Genomic DNA, 22,772 nt, shown 5'->3' with positions numbered 1-22,772 from the left:
CCCCCGCCCACCCCCCCCCCCCCCCCCCCCCCCCCCCCCCCCCCCCCCCCCCCCCCCCCCCCCCCCCCCCCCCCCACGGCCGCCGAGGAGGCCTCCTTGCCTACCCTGCAGGTAGGCAAGGAGGCCTTCACGGCATCCCGCAGTGGGGCGCAGGTATGGCGGCAGAGCGCGTTTAGCGGGCTAAACGCGCCGCGCGCTCACTGGGGGACGGGGTCGCGATAGTCCGTGAAGGCCTCCTTGAGGGACCCAGAGTCCCTCAAGGAGGCCTTCACGGACTGTCGGCCGATGCGAAACGTGCCGCCGGGCCCAGCCGACCCGGCGCAGCGCAGCTAGCCCAGCGCAGCCGGGTCGGGTCGCGTTTAGCGGGCTAAACGCGCCGCGCAGCCGGCGCAGCGCCCGGCGGGTCGCGTTTAGTCCGCTAAACGCGGGTCACCGGCGCAGCCAGCCGGAGGCGTTCGCCCGCAGCGCGGTTTCGTAAGCCGTGCTCACGGTGAACTTCTCCGGCAGGTTCCCGTTCAGCTCCAGCGACACGAGTCCGTGCACGAATCCCCAGCACGCCACGGTGACGACCTCGGGCGGCAGGTCGAGGAAGACGCCGTCGGAGATGGCCTTGCGGATCGTCTCCTCCAGCGGCGCCATGGTGGCGCGAGCCTGCTCGGAGGTCTCTTCCGCCGGTTCGAAACCCGGCACCGACTTCGTGAACATGATCACGTAGAGATGTGGATCGGCCAGCGCGCTTTCCCGGTACGCGACGCCGAGCCGCACGAGGTCCTCGATCGGATCGCCGCTCAGGGTGACCCGGGACATCCGGAGGCCGAAGCGTCGGAAGCCCTCGGCGAAGAGGGCGCTCACGAGGTCGGTTTTCCCGCCGAAGAGTGAATAGACCGCGGTGGTGGACGTGCCGACGTCGGCGGCCAGTTTGCGGAGGCTCAATGCCTTCGGGCCGTCGGCCGAGATGAGCTCACCGGCGCGGTCCAGTAGCTTCAGCCGGAGATTCTCGTCGTGCGTCCTGGGGCGGGGCATGTGCCCAGAGTAACGGAACGCTGTTATCAATCGCTCGGATTCGGAGTTGACCTGGAGCGCACTCCAGGTCGTAGTGTCGTTCGCATGAGCTACTCGATAGCGGAAGCCGCGCGACGTAGCGGACTGTCCATCGACACTCTCCGGTACTACGAGCGCATCAAACTCGTCGAGCCCCCGGCGCGGGACGCCGCGGGGCGCCGCGCCTACACCGACGACGATCTCGGGTGGCTGGGGTTCCTGACCAAGCTGCGCCTGACCGGCATGCCCATCAAGCGGATGCGGGAGTACGCCTCCCTCCGCCACCACGGGGCGGCCAGCGCGGGGCGGCGCAAGGCGATTCTCGTCGACCAGCGCAAATCGGTCGCCGACCGGATCGCCGAGCTACAGACCTGTCTCGACATCCTCGATTACAAGATCGACCACTACGACCAGGTGGAGCGCAAGGTGCTCGGCACCGGAGCCACCGTGGAGGGAATTTCAGCGTGATCAGTACCAGGAGGCTCGGCGGCCTGGAGGTCGGGGCGCAGGGGCTCGGCTGCATGGGGATGAGCCAGGCCTACGGCGTCCGCGACGACGACACGGAGTCGATCGCCACCGTCCACCGTGCTCTCGAACTGGGCGTGACCCTGCTCGACACCGCGAACGTCTACGGCGCCGGCGCGAACGAGGAGCTGGTCGGCCGGGCGATCGCGGGCAAACGCGACCAGGTCGTGCTGGCGACCAAGTTCGGCATCCTCTGGGACAAGGACGGCGGAATGTACGCGCGCGGCGACGCGGCGTACGTCAAGCAGAACTGCGACGAGTCCCTGCGCCGGTTGAACGTCGACCACATCGACCTCTTCTACCAGCACCGGGTCGACCCGAACACGCCGATCGAGGAGACCTGGGGCGCGCTCGCGGAGCTCGTCCAGGAGGGGAAGATCCGCTACGCCGGGATCTCCGAGGCCAGCGCCGAGACGATCCGCCGCGCCCACGCCGTCCACCCGGTGACGGCGCTGCAGAGCGAGTGGTCCCTGTGGACTCGCGGCATCGAAGGCGAGATCCTCTCGACCGTTCGCGAGCTGGGGATCGGCATCGTGCCGTTCTCGCCGCTGGGCCGCGGTTTCCTCACCGGCAACGTGACGTCGGTGAAGGACCTTCCGGCGGATGACATGCGCCGTGGTTTGCCCCGGTTCGCCGAGGGCAACTTCGAGCGCAACATGGCGATCGTCGAAGCGTTGCGCACGCTGGCCGAGCAGAAAGGCGTCACCGCGGGTCAGCTGGCATTGGCCTGGGTGCAGGCCCAGGGGGACGACGTCGTGCCGATCCCGGGCACCAAACGGCGTAAGTATCTCGAAGAGAACGCCGCCGCGGCGGAGCTGGAACTGTCCGAAGTGGACATCGAGGCCATCGAAAAGGCCGCGCCCGCCGAGGCGATCGCCGGTGAACGTTATCCCGAGCGGCTCGCCCGCGCCGCCGGTAAGTAGAACCGAAAGAAGTGCGAGAGAGATCATGACGGGTTCCATCCTGCCCACCCGCAGGCTCGGCACGCTGGAAGTCGGCGCGCAGGGGCTCGGCTGCATGGGCATGAGCGAGTTCTACGGCCAAGGCGACGACGCCGAATCGATCGCGACGATCCACCGCGCGATCGAACTGGGTGTCACCCTGATCGACACCGCCGACATGTACGGCTTCGGCCGCAACGAGGAACTGGTCGGCCGTGCGCTGGCGGGCAAACGGGATCAGGTCGTGCTGGCGACCAAGTTCGGCATCGTGCGTGACGAGGAGGATCCCTCGAAGCGTGGGATCCGGGGCGACGAATTCTATGTGCGCCAACAGGTCGAGGCGTCGCTTCGCCGGTTGAACGTCGATCACATCGACCTCTACTACCAGCACCGCGTCGACCCGGACGTGCCGATCGAGGAGACCGCGGGCGCGCTGTCGTCGCTGGTCGAACAGGGCAAGATCCGGCACATCGGGTTGTCCGAGGCCGGTCCGGAGACGATCCGGCTGGCGCACGCCGTGCATCCGGTGACGGCCGTGCAGACGGAGTGGTCGCTGTGGTCGCGGGACATCGAGAACGAGGTCGTCCCGGTCTGCCGTGAGCTCGGCATCGGGCTGGTGCCGTATTCCCCGCTGGGCCGCGGTTTCCTCACCGGCCGCTTCAAGTCCAAAGAGGACTTCGCGGAAGGTGACTTCCGGCAGACGACGCAGCCGCGCTTCGCCGAAGGCAACCTGGAGCGGAATTTGGCGATCGTCGAGGCGCTGCGCGCACTGGCCGAGCAGAAGGGCGTCACCGCGGGACAGCTCGCGCTGGCTTGGGTGCAGGCCCAGGGCGAGGACGTCGTGCCGATCCCGGGGACGAAGCGGCGCAAGTACCTCGAAGAGAACGTCGCGTCCGTCGGTCTGAAGCTGACCGCCGAAGACGTGGCGGCGATCGAAGAGGCGGTACCGGCCGACGCGGTCGCGGGGGAGCGTTACCCCGAAGCGGCCATGCGCCTGCTGTCACGCTGAACACGACAAAGCCGGCGCCCCGGTCAGGGCGCCGGCTTTGCGTTGTCAGAGCAGGGGATTGACCGCGGAGACCACGCCGTCGACGGCCACGGTCTGCTGTTCGCGCGTCGCGAGACCGCGGACGGTCACGTTCCCGGCGTCCCAGTCCTCCTGGCCGACGATCACCACGGTCCGCGCCCCGGCCTTGTCGGCCCGGGTGAGTTCCTTGCCCAGCTTGCGGAGTTCGACGGGTGTGGACGTGCGCAGACCGGCCTTCCGCAGCCGTCCAGCGACCTCGCGCGCGGCGTCCGTGAGCTCCTCGACGACCGGGATCACCACGACGTCGACCTCACTGCGCGGCTTCGGGGTGAGGCCGTGGGTGTCGAGGAAGTCGATCAGCGTGACGTCACCCATGCCGAAGCCGATCCCGGGGATCTGCTGCGACGTGAACATCGACGCCAGGTCGCTGTACCGGCCGCCGCCGAAGAGGGCCCGGCGGTTCTCCGGCGAGGTGTCGAAGACCTCGAACACGGTCGACGTGTAGTACGCGAGCCCGCGCACGATCATCGGATCGAACTTGATCAGGTCCGCGGCGCCGCTGTTCAGCACCTTGACCAGGTTCGAGTTCTCTTTGACCTGCTCGGGCAGTTCGTCGAGCAGAGCCGTGCCGGACGAGAGGATTTCGGTCAGCTTCTCGAACTGCTTCTCGGACAGGCCCGCCTCGGCCGCGATGTCGCTCAGCTTCGTGCGATCCGACTTCTCCCAGCGGTCCACCAGGGTGAACACCTGCGGGAGCTGCTCCGCGGTCACGCCGACGATGTCGGTGAGCGCCGAGGAGAGCAGATTCCGGTCGTTGGCCCGCACCTGGAACATGTCCGGGGCCGCCCCGAGCGCGCTCATCATGTCGTGGATGAGCTCGAAGATCTCGATCTCGCAGTTCGCGCTGTCCGAACCGAAGATGTCCGCGTTGATCTGCCAGTGCTCACGGACCCGGCCACGCTGCGGCCGCTCGTAGCGGTGGCAGTTCGGGTGGCTGTACCAGCGCACCGGGAACTGCAGCGACTTGGCGTTGCCCGCGATCATCCTGGCGACCGACGGGGTCATCTCCGGGCGCAGCGCCAGCCGTTCGCCGCCCTTGGTGGTCAGCGTGTACAGCTGCTGGTCCGCGATCTCCTGCCCGGACTTCCGCTCGTAGATCTCGGCGGGTTCGAGGATCGGCCCGTCGTAGCGGAGGAAGCCGCGCAGTTCCAGCACGTCGTAGAGATGACCGAACACCTGCGTCCGGACGGACATCTCGGCGGGCAGGAAGTCACGGGTCCCCTTGGCGGGGGCTGTCGGCAGGTATTCAGGCACGTCAGCAAGCTTAACGAGCGAAGGCGAGGCCGCACGCGGTGGTCAGGATCGCCGCCCCGAGCAGGACCGCTCCGACGCCGGTGACCCGTCCGCCGAGCTTGTCCCTGCCCAGCGCCAGGTGCAGGAAGAAGCCGCCGGACTGGGCGTGAGTTGGTCGTGAGTGGCGATTCGGGTTCTAACCCGAATCCCCACTCACGACCACCTTGACGCCACGCGAAAGGACCAGGCGGACGTTCCGGAGTGCGGAAAGATCGGCGAGCGGATCGCCGTCGACCACCAGGACGTCGGCGCTCAGTTCCGGCGCGAGCCGCCCGGTCACGTCGCCGAGGCCGACGCCGGCGGCGCTGTCCTCGGTCGCGATCTCGAGAATCCGGCGCCGCCCGAAACCGAGCCATTCGTAGAGTTCGAGAGCGCCGACGGGGTCGTCGAAGACCGAACCGGGCAGCCCGGCGTCCGTCCCCGACAGGAGCGGGACGCCCAGCTCCCCCAGCCAGGACAGCCGGCCGTAGACGGTCTTCGCGAGGTCCTCGCCCATGCGCTCGGCCAGCATCCGCCAGTTGCGGCTGCTCGTCGAACACGCCGCGATACCCTCGGCCGCCATCCGCTTGGCGACGTCTTCGCGCCTGTCCTGCCGCTGCGGCCCGGTCATCCAGGTGCAGTGTTCGATCGTGCGGACGCCCGCCTCGACCGACGCCTCGATCGCGTCGGCGCCATGGGCGTGCGCAGCGACCGGAAGCCCGTGGCGCGCCGCGTGCTCGACGATCACGCGCAGCGCCCGGACGTCGAACTGCGACTCCCACATGTCCGCGCCGCCCTCGGTGATCTGGCCGCCGCTGGCCATCACCTTGATCACGTCCGCCCCGGCGGCCGCGTTGGCGTCGATCAGGGCCCGGATCGCGTCGTCTTCGGCGACCTCGCCGCCGAAGAAATGACAATGTCCATTAGGGACGGTCAGAGGAGTGCCCGCCGTCAGCAGACGGGGAGCGGCGATCCTTTCGGTTGCCAGCTCCGCGCGGACCCGCGCGCCCAGCGCGTCGCGATCCCCGAGGTCCCGCACCGTCGTGACACCGCTGCGCAACAGCTGCCCCAAACGGTCCTTGGCGCCTGCGCGCAGCGCTTCGTCTTCGCTCGCCAGGAAGTTCGGCAGCATCTCGCGGGTGGCGTCGAACACCAGATGCACGTGAGCGTTGAACAGGCCGGGCAGCAAGGTAGCGCCGGGGAAGTCGAGCCTTTCGGCGTCCGGTGCCGCCTGAGGGGCGACTTCGCCGCGAAGGCCCGCCGCGAGGATCCGGTCACCCTCGACGAGAACGGCGCCGTCTTCGAGAGGCGCGCTCGGACGGGGCAGGATTCGGCTCGCCGTCATCAGCAACTGCGCTGTCATGTTTCACTCCCGGAGACGGCGGCGGAGAGGGCGAGCAGCGGCCGCACGTCGGATTCGATGTCGGCGGCACCACCGGGGAGCACGAGTTTGGCCCGCCCGTCGGTCTCCTCGCCCGCGGTCTGCCTGGCGATCGCCGCCTTCAGCGCCTCCGCGGCCGCGCGGGGATCGTCGGCGGCGAGCGCGGTCAGATCGGTTTCCAGATAGGGACTCAGCTGTACGAGCCCGTCCCGGATCTCGATCACGCGGCGGTAGTACCGGCGGTGGACCGTGCGCGGGCGCCACCGCTCCCACCGTCCCTGCGGCGTGGTCCGGAGCACGATGTTCGGGTAGAGCCCGGCCAGCGCGGTCCACAACGGGGTGAGTTCCTCATGGTGGCGCCGGTGCTGGCGACGGCGTCGCAACGCGGCGAACCGCGCGCGGACGCCGGGATAGGTGATCCCGGCGAGGAAGAGCACGATCCCGAGGAGCACCAGCGGGACGGCGACGGTGAGCAGAAGCGGGATGGACGGCCCGAACGCCCACGCGATCACGATGTACAACGCGCGGAAGACACTGCCCACCGAGAGGCAGATCAGCCCGGCCGCACTGAGTTTCAGCCCGGTCTTCAGATGGCGGTCCGCGGTGCGGATGTAGCGGAAGATCCACCAGGCGCAGGCGGCGAGGCCGTAGATCAGGTAGCTCCCGGCCCCGAGGTAGAACAGCGCCACGCCGGGCACGTGCACGAGCTTCGGGCTCAGCGCGAGTCCTCGCACCTCCGGCGGGGTGAGGGCCATCGCGACCAGCATCAGCGCGATCGCGCCGGACAGCGGGATCAGCTCGAAGAGCACCCGCCCCGGCCTGCGCGGTCCCAGCGCGGAGCCGAGGAACACGATCAGCAGCGCGCAGACCCCGATGGCGAGCAGGATGTTGTTGACCAGGCGTCCGGTGCCTTTGCCGGTCAGCCCGTCCAGCCAGCCGGAGAGCACTTTCTGCTGGGCCAGGAAGGAACCGGCGACACAGCCGATCGTGATCGTGATCGCCCAGTTCGGCAGCAACCGGGGCGCCCGGTACGTCTGGTAGATCCGCCAGGCGAGCGCGGTCGCGAACAGCAGCATCGCCACGACGTTGAGAGGGGAGAACAGCGAGTTCACAGCCACCCTTGATGGTCGCCCAGCGCGCCTTGGACACGGCGGACGTCATCGTCGTCGGCGCGACGGGGAATCGTGTAGTTCAAGACCGACGCCCATTCGAGGATGATGGTCGCCACGGTCTCGGCTTCCCATTCGTGCGCCTCATCGTAGGAGGTGCGGCGTAAAGCGCGGTGTACCGCGTCGCTGTCCAGCCCGGTGGCCGGGCCGCGCAGGAAATCGGCGGGTTCGGCGTCGCCACCGGGATGGTGGTCGGCGAGCATATGCCCGAGTTCGTGCAGGATGATGTGGTCCTGATGGGACTTCGTGGTCTCCTGCTGGAAGAAGATGTAATCCGCCGAACCGGTGGCGATCCAGCAGCCGAAGGGGCCCGGCACCTCCAGCGGATACGGCATCAGCCGGATCGGCCTGCCCCGCTGCTCGCCGAGCCGCTCGCACAGCACGCCGACGTCGAGCGGTGGTTCGATGTCGAGCTTGTTCAGCATCTTGCGGCAGCGTTTGCGGAGCTCCCGTTCCTTCATCGGCTTTCGCCCGGCTGGTCGCGTTCGGCCCGTTCGTACCGTTCGACGAGTTCCAGCAGGTCCATGACCTGACGCCGGCCTTGCGGGGAGAGCCCCTGCGCGCGCATGGCCATGAGCTTCGCCTCTCCGACGGGTTGCGGTTCCTGATCATCGAAGAAATAGGTGATCGGAACGCCGAACAGTCTCGCCAGCGCCTCGACGTAGTGGATCTTCGGATTGACGCGTTTGCCCGTGGCGAGCTGCTGGAGGTATGCGGGCGACATGGTGGGTCCGCCGGCGCGATCGATCGCCGCGGACAGCTCGCGATAGCTGTGCGGGGCGCCCTCGTTCGCGCGCGCCGAATCGATCAGCGCGCTCAGTTTCTGGGCGAAGGTCTGGTACGGCGACATGACCCCCCATCCGTTCCAAGGTCCCGTTCCGTAATGGGAGTGTAACGCGATTCGGCCTGTCGGCAGCTGTTGACAGCCTATGTATGCAGTGGTTTACAGTTGTCAAGCGGTTTCGTACCGCTTTCCGGCCTCTTACTCCGGAATCCGTGCCCTGGGGGTGCACGGACACCGGAGTGAGAGGCGTTTTTCCGGGCGGGTGCACAAGATCGCGGCCGATGTAGTACGCTGAGGCAGCCAAGGTTGATCGCCATCACGGCGAACCCTTGGCCCAGGCCTGTTGCCGGAGGTCGACCCCCAGGGCTTCCGGTGACAGGCCCCTTACTTTTTCCTCACCTTCCGCATTCAGAGGACTAAATGCGGTCGTTCGTGGCGCCAACTACCGCATTCAGAGGACTAAACGCGGCGAAGCGTCAGGGTGGCGGCCAGGGTGCCGCCGAGTTCGAAACAGGCTTCCAAATCCGCTTTGCCCGGTTTTCCGGTGACGAGCACCGGGGAAGCCGCGCTCTCCCAGCCGAGTCCGGTGGTGATGCTCTCCATTCCGCGTACGGTGCCCGAGGTGTCGTTGTCGCCGTGCACGAAGAAGCCGAACGGCCGTCCCCGGGTGGAATCCAGGCACGGGTAATAGACGGTGTCGAAGAAATGCTTCAGCGCGCCGGACATGTAACCCAGATTCGCCGGGGTGCCGAGCAGGTAACCGTCGGCTTCGAGGACGTCGGGCACGGTCGCGCCCAACGCCGCGCGGCGCACCACGTCGACGCCCTCGAGGTCCGGATGGTTCGCGCCGGAGAGCACGGCTTCGAACATCGCCTGCGTCGAGGGCGACGGCGTGTGGTGGACGATCAGCAACCTCGGCATGTCAGGCCAGCCGGGACTCGATGTCGGCCCGGAGCGCGGCCAGTCGCGCGTGCGCCGCGGTGCGTGCCTCGGCGAGATCGCCGGACACCGGTTCCTTCACTTGGAGATACGCCTTCAGCTTCGGCTCGGTTCCGGACGGCCTGATGACGACGCGCAGGCCTTCACCGGTCAAGCGGAGGACGTCGGCGTCGGGCAGCAGGTCCTCCATCGTGACGTCGGTGCCGCCCAGTGACGCCGGGGGAGCGGCGCGCAGACCGGCCATCAACCTCTCCCGCACCGACAGATCGGTGACCCGCAGCGAGACCTGATCCGTCACGTGCACCCCGTGCTTCACGGCCAGTTCGTCGAGGACGTCCAGCGGCCCGCGGCCCGCCGCGCGCAGGGAAGCGGCCAGTCCCGCGGCGAACACGGCGGCGGAGATGCCGTCCTTGTCGCGCACGAAACCTGGGTTCACGCAGAGGCCGAGCGCCTCTTCGTAGGCGAACACGAGGCCCTCGCCCGCGCGGACCAGCCATTTGAACCCGGTCAACGTCTCCGCGTAGCGCGCTCCGAACTCCTTCGCGACCTCGCCGAGCATCGACGACGACACGATCGTCGTGGCCACCAGCGGATCGGCATCCTCTGTCCTGTCTACAGTGGACAGAATATGTCGGCCGAGCAACACGCCGGTTTCGTCACCGCGCAGCATCCGCCACGAACCTTCCCGCTCGCGCACTCCCAGCGCGCAGCGGTCGGCGTCGGGGTCGAGCGCGATCGCCAGGTCCGCGTCCACTTCGGACGCCAGCGCCAGCAAAAGGTCCGTCGCGCCCGGTTCCTCCGGATTCGGGAAGGCGACCGTCGGGAAGTCGGGATCCGGCGTGGCCTGCTCGGCGACCACGTGGAGATCGCCGAAACCGGCGCGCTCGAACGCCGCGCGCAGGGTGTCCGCGCCGACACCGTGCAACGCCGTCGCGGCGACCCTGACCTCGCGCTCCGGGCCGCGCGGCAGAAGCGCGACCTTCGTGAGGTACGCGTCGCGGAGTTCGTCGCCCAGCACCTCGGCGCCCGGCTCTCGCGGCACGCTGATCGCCGGGAGAGCGGCTTCGATGGCCCGCTCGATCCGACCGTCCGAGGGCGGCACGATTTGGCCACCCGACGCGTCGTAAAGTTTGTAACCGTTGTCGGCGGGAGGATTGTGCGACGCGGTGATCTGGATTCCGGCGACCGCGCCGAGTTCCAGTACGGCGAACGCGAGCACCGGGGTCGGCAGCGGGCCGGGCAGCACCTTCACCGCGAATCCGGCGGCCGTCAGTACCTCGGCTGCGGCCTTGGCGAAGGCCTCCGAACCGTGCCGCGCGTCGCGGCCGACCACCACGACCCCGCCCGGATGTCCCTGCGCGGTCAGCCAGGCCGCGACCCCGGCCGTCGTCCGCGTGACGACCGCGACGTTCATCCCGTTGGGGCCCGCGCGCACCGGACCGCGCAGGCCGGCGGTGCCGAATTCGAGCGGACCGGCCATCCGGTCCGCGAGTTCGTCCGCCGCACCGGCTTCGCCGCCCATCGCGCGGGCGAGGATGTTCTGCAGTTCGACGCGGGAATCGTCGTCCGGATCGTCGGCGATCCAGCGGAATGCCCGATCCCGGAGATCCGAGGTCAAGGAAGTCGTCACCGAGTCAGCCTACGGGTACGTTGGAGAGGCTGCGATCGATCTTCGCTTCCCTGGTTCTTCCGGATGTCTCAGGCGCGGGCGACGAGTTCCTTGAGCAGGGTGCCCATGCGGGTGGCCGACTGGCGGCCCGCTTCGAGGACCTCTTCGTGGTTCAGCGGCTCCCCGGTCATCCCGGCCGCCAGGTTGGTCACCAGCGAAAGCCCGAACACCTCGACCCCGGCGGCGCGGGCGGCGATGGCCTCCAGCACCGTCGACATGCCGACGAGGTCGGCGCCGAGTGCCCGCAGCATGTGGATTTCCGCCGGAGTCTCGAAATGCGGTCCGGTCAGTCCCGCGTAGACACCCTCTTCCAGCGAAGCGTCGATCTCGCGCGCGATGTCGCGCAGCCGCTTCGAGTAGAGATCCGTCAGGTCGACGAAGTTCGCGCCGACGATCGGCGAACGCGCGGTCAGGTTCAGGTGGTCCGAGATCAGCACCGGCTGTCCGACACGGAATCCCTCGCGCAGCCCGCCCGCGGCGTTGGTCAGCAGCACCGTCCTGGCGCCCGCCGCCGCGGCGGTGCGCACGTTGTGCACGACCGGGTCGATCCCCTTGCCCTCGTAGAAATGCGTGCGGCCCAGCAGGATCAGCGCGCGCTTCTCGCCGACGCGGACCGACCGGACGGTTCCCCCGTGCCCGACCGCGCCCGGCGCGACGAATCCGGGCAGCTCGCCCAGCGGGATCTCCGCCTCGGGCTCCCCGATGACGTCCGCCGCCGGGCGCCAGCCCGAACCGAGCACGACGGCGATGTCGTGCTTCTCGACGCCGGTGCGTTCGGCGATGGCGGCGGCCGCCGCGACCTCGTTCTCACTCATGCGACGAGCGTATCCGGACGGTTCGCACGAGCAGGAACGCCACCAGTCCGAACGGGGACAGGAAGATCGTGAGCGCCAGGATCGGGCCGGTCACCAGTGGATGGATCCGGTGCTCGCGGGATTCGAGGTACATCCAGCGGGCGATGAACAGGTCGAAGGCGATCAACTGCGCCCAGATCGTGGCCGCCCCGTACGGCGTGCCGGTGAACGCGCTGAGCACGTCGAGATCCGGTCTGCCGACCGCCGTCCAGAGTTCGCCGAGATGCGTGACGGCGAGCACGGAGTACGGGATCAGCGGCAGCAGCGGCGTCCAGGGCGAGGACATGATCCGGCGGGTCCACGACCAGCCCGGCAGGAAGATCATCAGCAGCCAGAACGGCGTCGCCAGCGGGAAGGTCCAGGTGAACAGCGTCTCGGCGCTCATCGCGGCGAGGCCTCCGGCTCCCGGTCCCTCGACGGCCGCCCGATCGCGATCAGCCCGCTGACGGCGACGCCGGCCACGAGCAGGGCGAAGGCGGTCAGCGTCTGGGAGTCGGGGGCGACGATCGACTGGCCGCGCAGCGCCTGCCAGGTGAGCAGGGCGAGAAGTCCCGCGTAACCGACGCCGGCGATCACCACGAGCCGCAGCCGGAGGACGTCGTCCCGAAGCCGCGGGTGGCGTGCGGCCAGGACGCCGAGGGCGAGCGCGAGCAGCGGAAGCGCCTGGAGTCCGTGCAGACCGAGGAAATGCGGGATCCGCAGGTCGCCGCCGACCGTGCTCCAGCCGAGGATCGGCAGGCCGGGGCCACCGTCGGGGAGGCCGACGGTATGCGCGCCGATCATCGCGGACTGGCCGGTCGCGTCGAGCAGGGCCTGCTGGTCCGGGGTGGGACTGCTCATCAGTGTCGCCAACGAGATCCCGATCACGCCGAGGATCGCGCCGATCCTGGCCGCCCACGCCGTCGTGCGGTCGGGGAGCCGGGTGAACAGGACGGCGATCGTCAGCACGAGGTTGACCACCCACAGCACGGCGATCATCCCGCCCATGAGCTGGAAGATCGTGTTGTCCAGCGGGGTCGCGTTGTTGAAGTGGCTCACCCGGACGCGAACGGCCTGGAAGATCACCAACACGTATTCGGCCGCGAAGATCACGACGAGCGCGTTCGCCAACCAGTTCGCGGTCCGCCGGAACTTGGGCAGCAGCGAGATGAGCCAGCTCCAGGTGAAGAAGTAGAGGGCGGCGGAGACGGCGAATTTGAACGGCTTCGCCCAGAGTGGAGCGCCGTTCAGCGTCCGTTGGTCGACCAGCATGGCGAGCACGCACAGCACGGTGATCACGGCGAACACCTGGGCCAAGCGATACGAACCCCGGTGCCAGGTGCGGGTTCTCTCGCGAAGATCGGTCAAGATGGTCATGGGTCCCTCCAGAGAATGGATAGTCAAGCTCTCCGTTATGGGAAGTTAAACTATCCATCCTGAGGAATCTTCAGGGATGACCCTGGAACCGTCCCCGAGATCGGAGTCACCACGCGTGCGGATGGCCGAACTGAGCGAAAAAGCCGGGGTCCCGGTCGCCACGATCAAGTACTACCTGCGGGAAGGGCTGGTCCCGCCGGGTGAGCGGACCAGCCCCAACCAGGCCAAGTACGACGACGGGCACGTCCAGCGGATCAAGCTGATCAGGGCGCTGATGGACGTCGGCGGCCTTTCGCTCGCGACGGTCGGTGAGGTGCTCGCCGCGGTCGACGCCGGGAAGGCCGGTCCGCACCGCATCCTCGGCATCGCGCAGGACGGCATCACCACCTCCCGGCAAGTCGTCGACGACGAAAGCCGGGAATGGGCGCTCACCACGGTCCGGGACCTCGCCGAGCGGCGGGGCTGGCCCTTCAAGGACGGCGACGACCCGATCATCCAGGCCCTGGTCGGCGTCCTGTGCGCGATCCGCGACGTCGGGCACGGCTGGTACCTCGGCAAACTCGACGACTACGCCGAGATCGCCGACCGGACCGCCGACCTGGACCTCGAAGGGATCGCCGGGATCGATTCGCTGGAGCGGATCATCGAGATCGCCGTCGTGGAGACCGTCCTCGGCGACAGGCTGCTTTCGGTGTTGCGCAGGCTGGCGCAGCAGCGTGCCTCGAAGGCGTACTTCGCCCGGCTGGCCGACGAAGGCAAAACCCGCGACACGCGTGATTGAAGAGCGAACTCGCGTGATTGGAGCCCGATCACGCGTGATTGAAGAGCGAACTCGCGTGATTGGAGCCCGATCACGCGTGATCGGCTAGCCGTCGATGATGAGTGAAAGCGCCACGGGCTCGAAGATGCCCGTCTTCGCGGAGTTCTCCTGCTCGATCGTCGAGGTCACCGAGAGGATCCAGAGGTCCGTACCCCCGCTGAACAGGTCCATGTAGGTCGTGCGCGTGATGCTCTCGTTCACGGCTTCCCTGCTTCCGACGGCGCGTTCGGTCGTCCGATAGGTGTACCGCTGGCTGTCGTCACCCCGGCCGGGAACGGTGCTCGGTCCGCCGAGGGGGGCGATCTCCGGATGCTGGCTCTTCAACCAGCTGAAGTAGGCCGGCGGCGGGCTCTCGGCCAGGAAACCGCTCAACCGTTCGACCCGGATGACCTGACGGCCGTCCGGCGAGACGTACTGGACCACCGTGCTCGGCACACCCCTGGTGACGTGCGGGGCGACGAACTTCTGCCAGCCTTCCGGGACACCGATGCTGAACCGGCCGCCCTTGAGGCCGTTCACCGTGCTGGCGTCGCCCTGCTGTCTGATCAGTTTCGGCGGCGGCTGAGTGACGATCGTGTCGCCCTGCTGCACCTTCTCCGGCGGCCGCAGGTCCTGCCCGCCGGCGGTCCTGGCCAGCACGAACCCGCCTCCCGCGGCCAGCAGGAAGAGCACGATCGACGCGAGTGCCAGCATCGCGGTGGCCACCGCGGACCGGCCCGGCGGCCGAAGCGGCGGCGGGGTGACGGTCGGCATCGGCGCGAGTTCGGCCGCCGGTGCCGCTGCGGGCTGGTTCAGGAACGGCAGCGGTCCGGGGTCGGCGGCGAGTTCCGAACTCGTGCCCTCAGCCGGTTTTTCCGGCTTGACCGGCTTGATCACCTGCGTGTCGGTCGCGTCCAGATGCGCGGTGGTCTTCTTGCCGTCGGGGGTGTGGAACAGCTCGGCCGGGAAGAGGTCGATGAGCGTCTTGGCCTGCAACGGGTACAGGCGGCGCCGCACCTCGCGCAGCGTGATCCGCTTCGACGGCTCCTTCTTCATGAGCGCGCCGATCACGTCGGCCAGCGGACCGGGGCCGGGCTTCGGCACCTTCCCGTTGACGACCTTCCCGACCGTTTCGAGCGGGTCGCCGTCGGCGTCGTAGGGCGGCGAGCCCTCGATGGCCGCGAACAGCGTCGTGCCGAGTCCCCACAGGTCGGCGGCGGGAACGACGGCGCCGCCGGAGGCGACCTCGGGCGCGATGTAGGCGGGGGAACCCAGCATCATCCCGGTGCGGGTCATGGTGGCTTCGGAGACGTTGCGCGCGATGCCGAAGTCGGTGAGCTTGATGCGGCCGTCGCCCGCGACCAGGACGTTCCCCGGTTTGACGTCACGGTGGGTGATCCCGGCGGCGTGCGCGGCTTCGAGCGCCGACGCCACCGCGATGCCGACCGCCGCCGCCTGCTCGACCGTCAGCGCCCCGTGGTCGCGCAGGATGTGCGCGAGGCTGCGCGAGGGCAGCAGCTCCATGACCACGAACGGTTCGTCGTTCTCGCGCGCGACGTCGTGCAGGATGATCACGTTCGGGTGACTCAGGACGGCGATCGCGCGGGCTTCGCGCAGGGTCCGTTCGCGCAGTTCGTCGGCCTGCGAGGCCGGGACGCCGGGCGGGAGACGGACCTCTTTGACCGCGACCGGACGGTGCAGGAACTCGTCGTAGGCCGACCAGACCGTGCCCATCGACCCTGATCCGATGACCGAGCGCAACCGATATCGCCCGGCGACTACACGCTTCTCGTCGCCGGGGCTCTCGCTGGGCTCGGTGGTGTCGGACGGCACGGCCCAATTGTGGCGTATGCCCGTGTACCGGACCTATGCGCCGTGCCCTGCCGGACTGGAACGGGCCACCCTTCGGGCGCGACTAGCGTCACAGGTAGGTCCAGTTGAGGGCCGTTAGCATCGATGGTTATGACGGAAGTGGCCGAGACGGAGTCAGTGCCGACCCGCGGCGAGCCCGACGCACCCGAGGAGCTGAAGCTCGCGGCGGAGTTCCCGGAAGCGAGCCGGGAACAGTGGCGGGAACTCGTCGCCGGCGTGCTGCGCAAGAGCGGCGTCATCGACGAGGCCTTCGACGGCCACCCCGAAGGCAAGCTGGTCACCCGGACGTATGACGGTCTGGAGATCCAGCCGCTCTACACCGCCGAGGACACCGTCGAGGGAACAGGCTTCCCCGGTCTTCCGCCGTTCGTGAGGAGTGCGCGGCCCGAGGGCGCGGTGGCGACCGGCTGGGACGTCCGTGCCCGGTACGCGCGCCGCGACGCGAAGGCCACGAACGCCGCGATCCTCGCCGATCTCGAAGGCGGCGTCAGCTCGATATGGTTGCGCGCCGGTGCCACCGGCGTCCCCGTCGCGGATCTGGGCGATGCGCTCAACGAGGTCTACGTCGACCTCGCGCCCGTCACCCTCGACGCGGGCGAAGAGTACGAAGCCGCCGCGAACGAGTTGTTCACGCTCTTCGCCGAGCGTGAGATCCCGGCGAGTGCGGTCACCGCGACCCTCGGCGCCGACCCGATCGGGTCGACCGCGCGCACCGGTTCGGCGCATCCGCTCGCTCCCGTCGCGGCATTGGCGGCGCGCGTGGCCACCAGTCACCCGAAGGTGCGGACGATCGTCGCCGACGGCCTGCCGTTCCACGAGGCGGGCGGCTCCGACGCGCAGGAGCTCGGCGCGACCATCGCCGCGGGCGTCGCGTATCTGCGGGCGCTGACCGAAGCGGGATTGGACGTCGACACCGCGGCCGGGCAGCTCGAGTTCCGGCTCGCCGCCACGGCCGACCAGTTCCTCACGATCGCCAAGTTCCGCGCCGCGCGGCGCCTGTGGGCCCGGGTCACCGAGGTCTCCGGTGGCAAGGCTTCCGGTATGCGGCAGCACGCGGTCACCTCGCCCGCGATGCTGACCCAGCGCGACCCGTGGGTGAACATGCTGCGCACCACGCTCGCCTGTTTCGGCGCCGGGGTCGGCGGCGCGGACGCGATCACCGTGCTCCCGTTCGACGCCGCGATCGGCCAGCCGGACGCGTTCTCCGCGCGGATCGCGCGCAACACGCACGCCGTGTTGCTGGAGGAGTCCAAACTGGCCGGTGTCATCGACCCGGCGGGCGGCTCCTGGTATGTCGAGAACCTCACCGAAGACCTGGCCAAGGCCGCGTGGCGCGAGTTCACCGCCATCGAGGCGGCGGGTGGTATCGAAGCCGAACTTGCCTCCGGCGCGCTCGCCGCGCGGCTCGCGGAAACCTGGGAAAAGCGGTCGAAGCGGCTCGCGACCCGACGCGACCCGATCACCGGTGTCAGCGAATTCCCCAACCTGACCGAAAAAACGGTTGTCCGCGACGCCGTCGAAGACCTGCCGGACGGCGGTCTGCCCAGGCACCGGTACGCCGAGGCGTTCGAGGCCCTGCGGGACAGGGCGGACGCGCATCCGAGCCGTCCCCGCGTCTTCCTCGCCACACTCGGCCCGGTGGCGGCGCACACCGCGCGGGCGAGTTTCGCGGCGAACCTGTTCCAAGCGGGCGGGATCGAGGCCGTGAACCCCGGTGCCCCCAAGGGCATCGACGGCCTCATCGCGGAATTCCGGGCCAGCGGAACGAAGATCGCCTGTCTCTGCGGAAGCAACACTTCCTACGCGGAGGAAGCCGACAGCGTCGCGAAGGCCCTGAAGGAAGCGGGCGCCACGTCGGTGCTACTCGCCGGGAAGCCCGGTGACCACCCGGACGTCTCGGGCTACCTCTTCACCGGCTGCGACGCCCTGGAAATCCTGACCGGCACGTTGAACGAGCTCGGAGTGCAGTGATGACCATCCCGAACTTCGCCGGTATCGACCTCGGCGCCCCCGACCCGGCCGACCGTCCTCACTGGACCGAAGCGTTGCACGCCGCCACCGGCAAGGGGCCGGACGCGCTCGCCTGGGAGACGCCCGAAGGCATCGGCGTCAAGCCGGTCTACACCGCCGACGATCTGTCCGGAGTGGACTTCCTCGGCACGTATCCGGGCATCGCGCCCTATCTGCGCGGCCCGTACCCGACGATGTACGTCAACCAGCCGTGGACCATCCGCCAGTACGCGGGTTTCTCCACCGCCGAAGAGTCGAACGCCTTCTACCGCCGCAACCTCGCCGCCGGGCAGAAGGGCCTCTCGGTCGCCTTCGACCTCGCGACGCACCGCGGTTACGACTCCGACCACCCGCGCGTCGCCGGTGACGTCGGCATGGCGGGTGTCGCGATCGACTCGATCTACGACATGCGCCAGCTCTTCGACGGCATCCCGCTCGACAAGATGAGCGTCTCGATGACCATGAACGGCGCCGTCCTGCCGGTGCTCGCGCTGTACGTGGTCGCGGCCGAGGAACAGGGTGTCACGCCGGACAAACTGGCCGGGACCATCCAGAACGACATCCTCAAGGAGTTCATGGTCCGCAACACCTACATCTACCCGCCGCAGCCGTCGATGCGGATCATTTCGGACATCTTCTCGTTCACCTCGCGGAACATGCCGAAGTACAACTCGATCTCCATCTCCGGCTACCACATGCAGGAGGCCGGGGCGACCGCCGATCTGGAGCTGGCGTACACGCTCGCGGACGGCGTCGAGTACCTCCGCTCCGGCGTCGAGGCCGGGTTGGACGTCGACAAGTTCGCGCCGCGCCTGTCCTTCTTCTGGGCGATCGGGATGAACTTTTTCATGGAGGTCGCGAAGCTTCGCGCGGCGCGGCTCCTGTGGGCGAAGCTGGTGAAGGGCTTCGAACCCAAAAGCGCCAAGTCGTTGAGCCTGCGGACGCATTCGCAGACCTCCGGCTGGTCGCTGACCGCGCAGGACGTCTACAACAACGTCGTCCGCACCTGTGTCGAGGCGATGGCGGCGACCCAGGGCCACACGCAGTCGTTGCACACCAACGCCCTCGACGAGGCACTCGCATTGCCGACCGACTTCTCCGCCCGCATCGCGCGGAACACGCAACTGCTGCTGCAGCAGGAATCCGGCACCACCCGCGTCATCGACCCGTGGGGCGGCAGCGCGTTCGTCGAGAAGCTGACCTACGACCTCGCTCGCAAGGCGTGGGCCCACATCACCGAGGTCGAACAGGCGGGCGGGATGGCGAAGGCGATCGACGCCGGCATCCCCAAGCTGCGCATCGAGGAGGCCGCCGCGCGGACTCAAGCGCGGATCGACTCCGGCCGTCAACCGGTGATCGGCGTCAACAAGTACCAGGTCACCGACGATGAACAGATCGACGTGCTCAAGGTCGACAACGCCGGGGTGCGCGCGCAGCAGCTGGAGAAACTGCGGCGGCTGCGCGAAGAGCGGGACGAGGACGCCACGCAGGACGCGCTGCGGCGGCTCACCGCCGGTGCCCAGGCCGACGGCAACCTGCTCGCGCTCGCCATCGACGCCGCCAGGGCGAAGGCCACGGTCGGTGAGATCTCCGACTCGCTGGAGAAGATCTGGGGGCGCCACTCCGGCCAGATTCGTACCATCTCCGGTGTGTACCGCGAGGAGGTCGGCAAGACCGAGAACGTCGAGCAGGCGCGTGAACTGGTCGAGAGTTTCGCCCAGGAAGAAGGCCGCCGTCCTCGCATTCTGGTCGCGAAGATGGGCCAGGACGGCCACGACCGCGGTCAGAAGGTGATCGCGACCGGCTTCGCCGACATCGGTTTCGACGTCGACGTCGGCCCGCTGTTCTCCACCCCCGGCGAGGTCGCGCGGCAGGCGATCGAGGCGGACGTGCACGTGATCGGCGTTTCGTCGCTGGCGGCGGGGCACCTTTCGCTGGTCCCCGCGCTGCGCGCCGAACTCGCCGAACAGGGTCGTGAGGACATCATCGTCGTGGTCGGCGGTGTCATCCCGCCGCAGGACTACGAGGAGTTGCGCGCGGCGGGCGCGGCGGCGATCTTCGGCCCCGGCACGGTGATCGCCGAAGCGGCGATCGACCTCATCGGACAGCTGACCGCCCAGGAGTCCTGAACCTTGCCGCGCAAGATCGACGTCGGGGCGCTGGCCAAGGGCGTCCTCGCGGGTGACCGCGGCCTGCTGTCGCGGGCGATCACGCTCGTCGAGTCCCACCGCGAGGACCACCGGGCGCAGGCGCAGGAACTGCTGGTCGAGCTGCTCCCGCACGCGGGCGGCGCGCGGCGGGTCGGCATCACCGGTGTGCCCGGTGTCGGCAAGTCGACTTTCATCGACCAGCTCGGCACAGACCTCACCGAGGCCGGGCACAAGGTCGCAGTGCTGGCCGTCGACCCGTCGTCGACGCGGACCGGCGGCTCGATCCTGGGCGACAAGACCCGGATGGCGCGGCTCGCGGTGGACCCGAAGGCGTTCATCCGTCCTTCGCCGACTTCGGGCACGCTCGGCGGTGTCGCGCGGGCGACCCGCGAAACGATCGTGCTGATGGAAGCGGCCGGGTACGACATCGTGCTGGTCGAGACCGTCGGCGTCGGGCAGTCCGAGGTGACCGTGGCGAACATGGTCGACCATTTCCTGTTCCTGACCCTGGCCCGCACCGGGGACCAGCTGCAGGGCATCAAGAAGGGCGTCCTCGAACTGGCCGACGTCATCGCGGTCAACAAGGCCGACGGCGACCACGAACGCGACGCGAAACGCGCGGCCCGCGAACTGGCCGGTGCCCTGCGGATGATCTACGGGCGGGACGCCGAGTGGACCCCGCCGGTGCTGACGTGCAGCGCGCTCACCGACGTCGGTCTGGCCGAGGTGTGGGCCGAAATCGGCCGTCACCGTGACGTTTTGACCGCGTCGGGGGAACTGGACGCCCGGCGACGGCGGCAGCAGGTGGAGTGGACCTGGTCGATGGTCCGCGAACAGCTGCTCGGCAGGCTCGCCGGGCATCCGGACGTGCGAGCGGTCGTCCCGGACGTCGAACGGGCGGTCCGGGACGGTGAACTGACCCCGACGCTGGCCGCGCGACGGATTCTGGAGGCGTTCTCCGGTCCTCCGCGTGGCGGCTGACGCGGGAACCCGGCAGAGTGCAGAATCGGATCCGCACTCTGTCGACGAACCGAGTGCCGACGAAAGGGAGTCATGCCGAAAAGGTCTCGTCTCGGGCAGCTTGCCGGACTCGTCGCCGCCGGGCTGGTCGTCTGCGCGCCTGTCGCGCAGGCCGTGGAGATCCAGGCGCCGGCGCCGGTGATCGCGCAGGCGGCGGCGCACGAGGTGCCGCGACAGGCGCCCCCGGGACCGGTGCTGGACCCCGCCGAGACCGACAAGGCCAACAGCCAGGAGACCAAGAACAAGATCATCGCGGGCGTCGTCGCGGTCATCCTGCTCGGTCTGGTGATCCTCGGTCGTCGCGCCCGTTCCAAGAAGAAGAAGTCCTGAACCGCGACCGGTAAGTAGAAGGACTCTCCGCTTAGCCCGGGCCGAATTTCCCGAAGCCGTTCAACGCAGATCCACTACCGGCCATCTCCGGCTCGATCACTCGACGAGCGGCTTGTCATCTGCATGGTGCACGATCTATCGCAAATGCGTATCACAGATCGAATGGCACCCAGCGTGCCTTCAGCGACCACTCGTACGGTGGTAGACGAAGGTGACTGTGTTGCGGGAGGAGGTGCGGCGTGACGGTGCTCGATTCACGTCCGGACATTCCAGGCGACCCCGAGGGTCGCGTCGTTGCCCCTAAAGAGGCGTCCACCGCGCTGATCTCCGAGGCCCACGTCAGCATGGCACCTGTGCATGACCTTGGCGCCGGACGCGGCCCTTTCTGGCTTGACGACTGGCTTCGCGCGAACGCCACCGACCTCCTCGCGTGGCGACGGCACATCCACGCGCACCCGGAACTCTCCCGCCACGAGTTCGCCACGACCGAAATGGTCGTGTCCCTGCTCCGCGCGGTCGGGCTCAAGCCGTGGGTGCTTCCCACGGGCACCGGCGTGGTCTGCGACATCGGCAGCGGAGACCGCTGCGTCGCACTGCGCGCCGACATGGACGCCCTGCCGCTGACCGAGGCCACCGGCCTCCCGTACGCCTCCAAGACCGAAGGCGCCGCGCATATGTGCGGGCACGACGCGCACACCGCGATCCTGCTGGGCGCCGCGCGGGCACTGGCGGGCGCGCCGGAGCTGCCGGGACGCGTGCGGCTGATCTTCCAGCCCGCCGAGGAGGTCATGCCCGGCGGCGCGCTGGACATGATCGCCGACGGCGCGATGGAAGGCGTCGAGCGGATCTACGGGCTGCACTGCGACCCGCGGCTCGAGGTCGGCAAGGTCGGTCTGCGCGAAGGCGCCCTGACCTCCGCCGCCGACCTCATCGAGCTGCGGCTCACCTCGCCGGGCGGGCACACCTCGCGGCCGCATCTGACCGCGGACCTGGTGCACGCGCTGGGCACCGTGATCACGTCGCTGCCCGCGGTCCTTTCGCGGCGCGTCGATCCGCGATCCGGGACCGTGCTGGTCTGGGGCGCGGTGCACGCCGGGCAGGCCGCGAACGCGGTCCCGCAGGACGGTGTGCTGCGCGGCACGCTCCGCACGGCGGACCACGATGTCTGGACGATGCTCGAGCCGCTCATCGCGTCTTCGGTGGAGTCGCTGCTCGCGCCGACCGGCGTCGGGTTCTCCCTCGACTACCGCCGCGGCGTCCCGCCGGTCGTCTCCGACCCGGAGTCGCACGCGCTGATGCGGGCCGGTGTCGAAGCCGCGCTGGGCGAGACCGCCGTGGCCGGGACCGAACAGTCGTCCGGTGGCGAGGACTTCGGGTGGTACCTGGAGCACGTCCAGGGCGCCTTCGCGCGGCTGGGTGTTTGGTCCGGTGAAGGCCCGATGGCCGACATCCACCGCCCGACCTTCGTCCTCGACGAGCGTTCGCTCCTGTGCGGTGTCCGCACGCTGGTCCACACGGCCCTGGCCACCCTGGCCTGAGTTCCGCCTCCAATCACGCGAGTTACGGCTTCAAT

Annotated in this window: 21 protein-coding genes; 9 read left to right on the top strand and 12 right to left on the bottom strand. The window is 68.9% G+C overall.

The features are described from left to right. Positions 1-429 precede the first annotated feature (429 nt). Positions 430-1,023, bottom strand: a complete 594-nt coding sequence (locus ACZ6DT_RS25655) for a TetR/AcrR family transcriptional regulator (protein ID WP_465599637.1) — start codon at positions 1,021-1,023, stop codon at positions 430-432. 84 nt (positions 1,024-1,107) lie between these two features. Here ACZ6DT_RS25655 and ACZ6DT_RS25650 point away from each other — a divergent pair, with 84 nt between their 5' ends. From ACZ6DT_RS25650 to ACZ6DT_RS25640, 3 genes are read left to right on the top strand one after another with little or no spacing between them, the layout of a single operon-like run. Further along, positions 1,108-1,509 carry a MerR family transcriptional regulator gene (locus ACZ6DT_RS25650; RefSeq protein WP_007032012.1) on the top strand — a complete coding sequence of 134 codons (402 nt, stop codon included), beginning with the start codon at positions 1,108-1,110 and terminating at the stop codon, positions 1,507-1,509. Then, the gene (locus ACZ6DT_RS25645) at positions 1,506-2,489 is read left to right on the top strand and encodes an aldo/keto reductase (protein ID WP_465599635.1); all 984 of its coding nucleotides are present in this window, start codon (positions 1,506-1,508) and stop codon (positions 2,487-2,489) included. The genes ACZ6DT_RS25650 and ACZ6DT_RS25645 overlap by 4 nt, the downstream gene beginning before the upstream one ends. Positions 2,490-2,514: 25 nt before the next feature. After that, on the top strand, positions 2,515-3,516 hold the full coding sequence (locus ACZ6DT_RS25640) for an aldo/keto reductase (protein WP_465599633.1): 1,002 nt from the start codon (positions 2,515-2,517) through the stop codon (positions 3,514-3,516). Between the two features lie 45 nt (positions 3,517-3,561). Here ACZ6DT_RS25640 and hisS read toward each other — a convergent pair whose 3' ends face one another. The 10 genes from hisS to ACZ6DT_RS25590 all read right to left on the bottom strand — a co-directional run bounded on the left by hisS (position 3,562) and on the right by ACZ6DT_RS25590 (position 13,018). Then, positions 3,562-4,848, bottom strand: a complete 1,287-nt coding sequence (gene hisS, locus ACZ6DT_RS25635; protein WP_465599631.1) for a histidine--tRNA ligase — start codon at positions 4,846-4,848, stop codon at positions 3,562-3,564. Between the two features lie 175 nt (positions 4,849-5,023). Continuing rightward, positions 5,024-6,229 (bottom strand): amidohydrolase family protein, encoded by a 1,206-nt coding sequence (locus ACZ6DT_RS25630; RefSeq protein ID WP_465599629.1) that lies wholly within the window; start codon positions 6,227-6,229, stop codon positions 5,024-5,026. Continuing rightward, positions 6,226-7,359 (bottom strand): MAB_1171c family putative transporter, encoded by a 1,134-nt coding sequence (locus ACZ6DT_RS25625; RefSeq protein ID WP_465599668.1) that lies wholly within the window; start codon positions 7,357-7,359, stop codon positions 6,226-6,228. Before ACZ6DT_RS25625 ends, ACZ6DT_RS25630 begins: the two co-directional genes overlap by 4 nt. Further along, entirely contained in the window at positions 7,356-7,877 is a 522-nt protein-coding gene (locus ACZ6DT_RS25620) for a hypothetical protein (RefSeq protein WP_034304696.1), read from the bottom strand. Before ACZ6DT_RS25620 ends, ACZ6DT_RS25625 begins: the two co-directional genes overlap by 4 nt. After that, complete coding sequence (locus ACZ6DT_RS25615) at positions 7,874-8,266, bottom strand: helix-turn-helix domain-containing protein (RefSeq protein WP_465599627.1); 393 nt, start codon at positions 8,264-8,266, stop codon at positions 7,874-7,876. The genes ACZ6DT_RS25620 and ACZ6DT_RS25615 overlap by 4 nt, the downstream gene beginning before the upstream one ends. Before the next feature lie 393 nt (positions 8,267-8,659). After that, positions 8,660-9,121 (bottom strand): flavodoxin family protein, encoded by a 462-nt coding sequence (locus tag ACZ6DT_RS25610; protein ID WP_465599625.1) that lies wholly within the window; start codon positions 9,119-9,121, stop codon positions 8,660-8,662. Between the two features lies 1 nt (position 9,122). Then, positions 9,123-10,769, bottom strand: coding sequence for a phospho-sugar mutase (locus ACZ6DT_RS25605; RefSeq protein WP_465599623.1), 1,647 nt, complete (start codon positions 10,767-10,769; stop codon positions 9,123-9,125). Positions 10,770-10,837: 68 nt separating this feature from the next. Further along, positions 10,838-11,623: a purine-nucleoside phosphorylase gene (locus tag ACZ6DT_RS25600; RefSeq protein ID WP_465599621.1), complete on the bottom strand. Its 786-nt coding sequence runs from the start codon at positions 11,621-11,623 to the stop codon at positions 10,838-10,840. After that, positions 11,616-12,047, bottom strand: coding sequence for an ABA4-like family protein (locus tag ACZ6DT_RS25595; RefSeq protein ID WP_465599619.1), 432 nt, complete (start codon positions 12,045-12,047; stop codon positions 11,616-11,618). Before ACZ6DT_RS25595 ends, ACZ6DT_RS25600 begins: the two co-directional genes overlap by 8 nt. Further along, positions 12,044-13,018: a hypothetical protein gene (locus ACZ6DT_RS25590; protein WP_465599617.1), complete on the bottom strand. Its 975-nt coding sequence runs from the start codon at positions 13,016-13,018 to the stop codon at positions 12,044-12,046. The genes ACZ6DT_RS25595 and ACZ6DT_RS25590 overlap by 4 nt, the downstream gene beginning before the upstream one ends. 121 nt (positions 13,019-13,139) lie before the next feature. Between ACZ6DT_RS25590 and ACZ6DT_RS25585 the strand changes: the two genes are divergently transcribed. Next, on the top strand, positions 13,140-13,799 hold the full coding sequence (locus tag ACZ6DT_RS25585; protein WP_465599615.1) for a MerR family transcriptional regulator: 660 nt from the start codon (positions 13,140-13,142) through the stop codon (positions 13,797-13,799). 84 nt (positions 13,800-13,883) lie between these two features. Here the strand turns inward: ACZ6DT_RS25585 and ACZ6DT_RS25580 are convergent, their stop codons facing one another. Continuing rightward, positions 13,884-15,650, bottom strand: coding sequence for a serine/threonine-protein kinase (locus ACZ6DT_RS25580; protein WP_465599613.1), 1,767 nt, complete (start codon positions 15,648-15,650; stop codon positions 13,884-13,886). Between the two features lie 129 nt (positions 15,651-15,779). On the opposite strand from ACZ6DT_RS25580, the gene ACZ6DT_RS25575 reads away from it, so the two are divergent. The 5 genes from ACZ6DT_RS25575 to ACZ6DT_RS25555 all read left to right on the top strand — a co-directional run bounded on the left by ACZ6DT_RS25575 (position 15,780) and on the right by ACZ6DT_RS25555 (position 22,737). Next, a complete protein-coding gene (locus ACZ6DT_RS25575; protein WP_465599611.1) occupies positions 15,780-17,660 on the top strand; it encodes a methylmalonyl-CoA mutase family protein in 1,881 nt (626 codons plus the stop codon). Beyond that, complete coding sequence (gene scpA, locus ACZ6DT_RS25570; protein WP_465599610.1) at positions 17,660-19,828, top strand: methylmalonyl-CoA mutase; 2,169 nt, start codon at positions 17,660-17,662, stop codon at positions 19,826-19,828. Before ACZ6DT_RS25575 ends, scpA begins: the two co-directional genes overlap by 1 nt. A gap of 3 nt (positions 19,829-19,831) precedes the next feature. Further along, entirely contained in the window at positions 19,832-20,830 is a 999-nt protein-coding gene (meaB, locus tag ACZ6DT_RS25565; RefSeq protein ID WP_465599608.1) for a methylmalonyl Co-A mutase-associated GTPase MeaB, read from the top strand. A gap of 72 nt (positions 20,831-20,902) precedes the next feature. After that, on the top strand, positions 20,903-21,199 hold the full coding sequence (locus tag ACZ6DT_RS25560) for a hypothetical protein (RefSeq protein WP_465599606.1): 297 nt from the start codon (positions 20,903-20,905) through the stop codon (positions 21,197-21,199). 239 nt (positions 21,200-21,438) lie between these two features. Beyond that, a complete protein-coding gene (locus tag ACZ6DT_RS25555; RefSeq protein WP_465599604.1) occupies positions 21,439-22,737 on the top strand; it encodes an amidohydrolase in 1,299 nt (432 codons plus the stop codon). Positions 22,738-22,772: the final 35 nt, after the last annotated feature.

The organism is Amycolatopsis sp. NPDC041971 (assembly GCF_055588925.1).
This window is presented reverse-complemented; position numbering and strand designations above follow the sequence as displayed.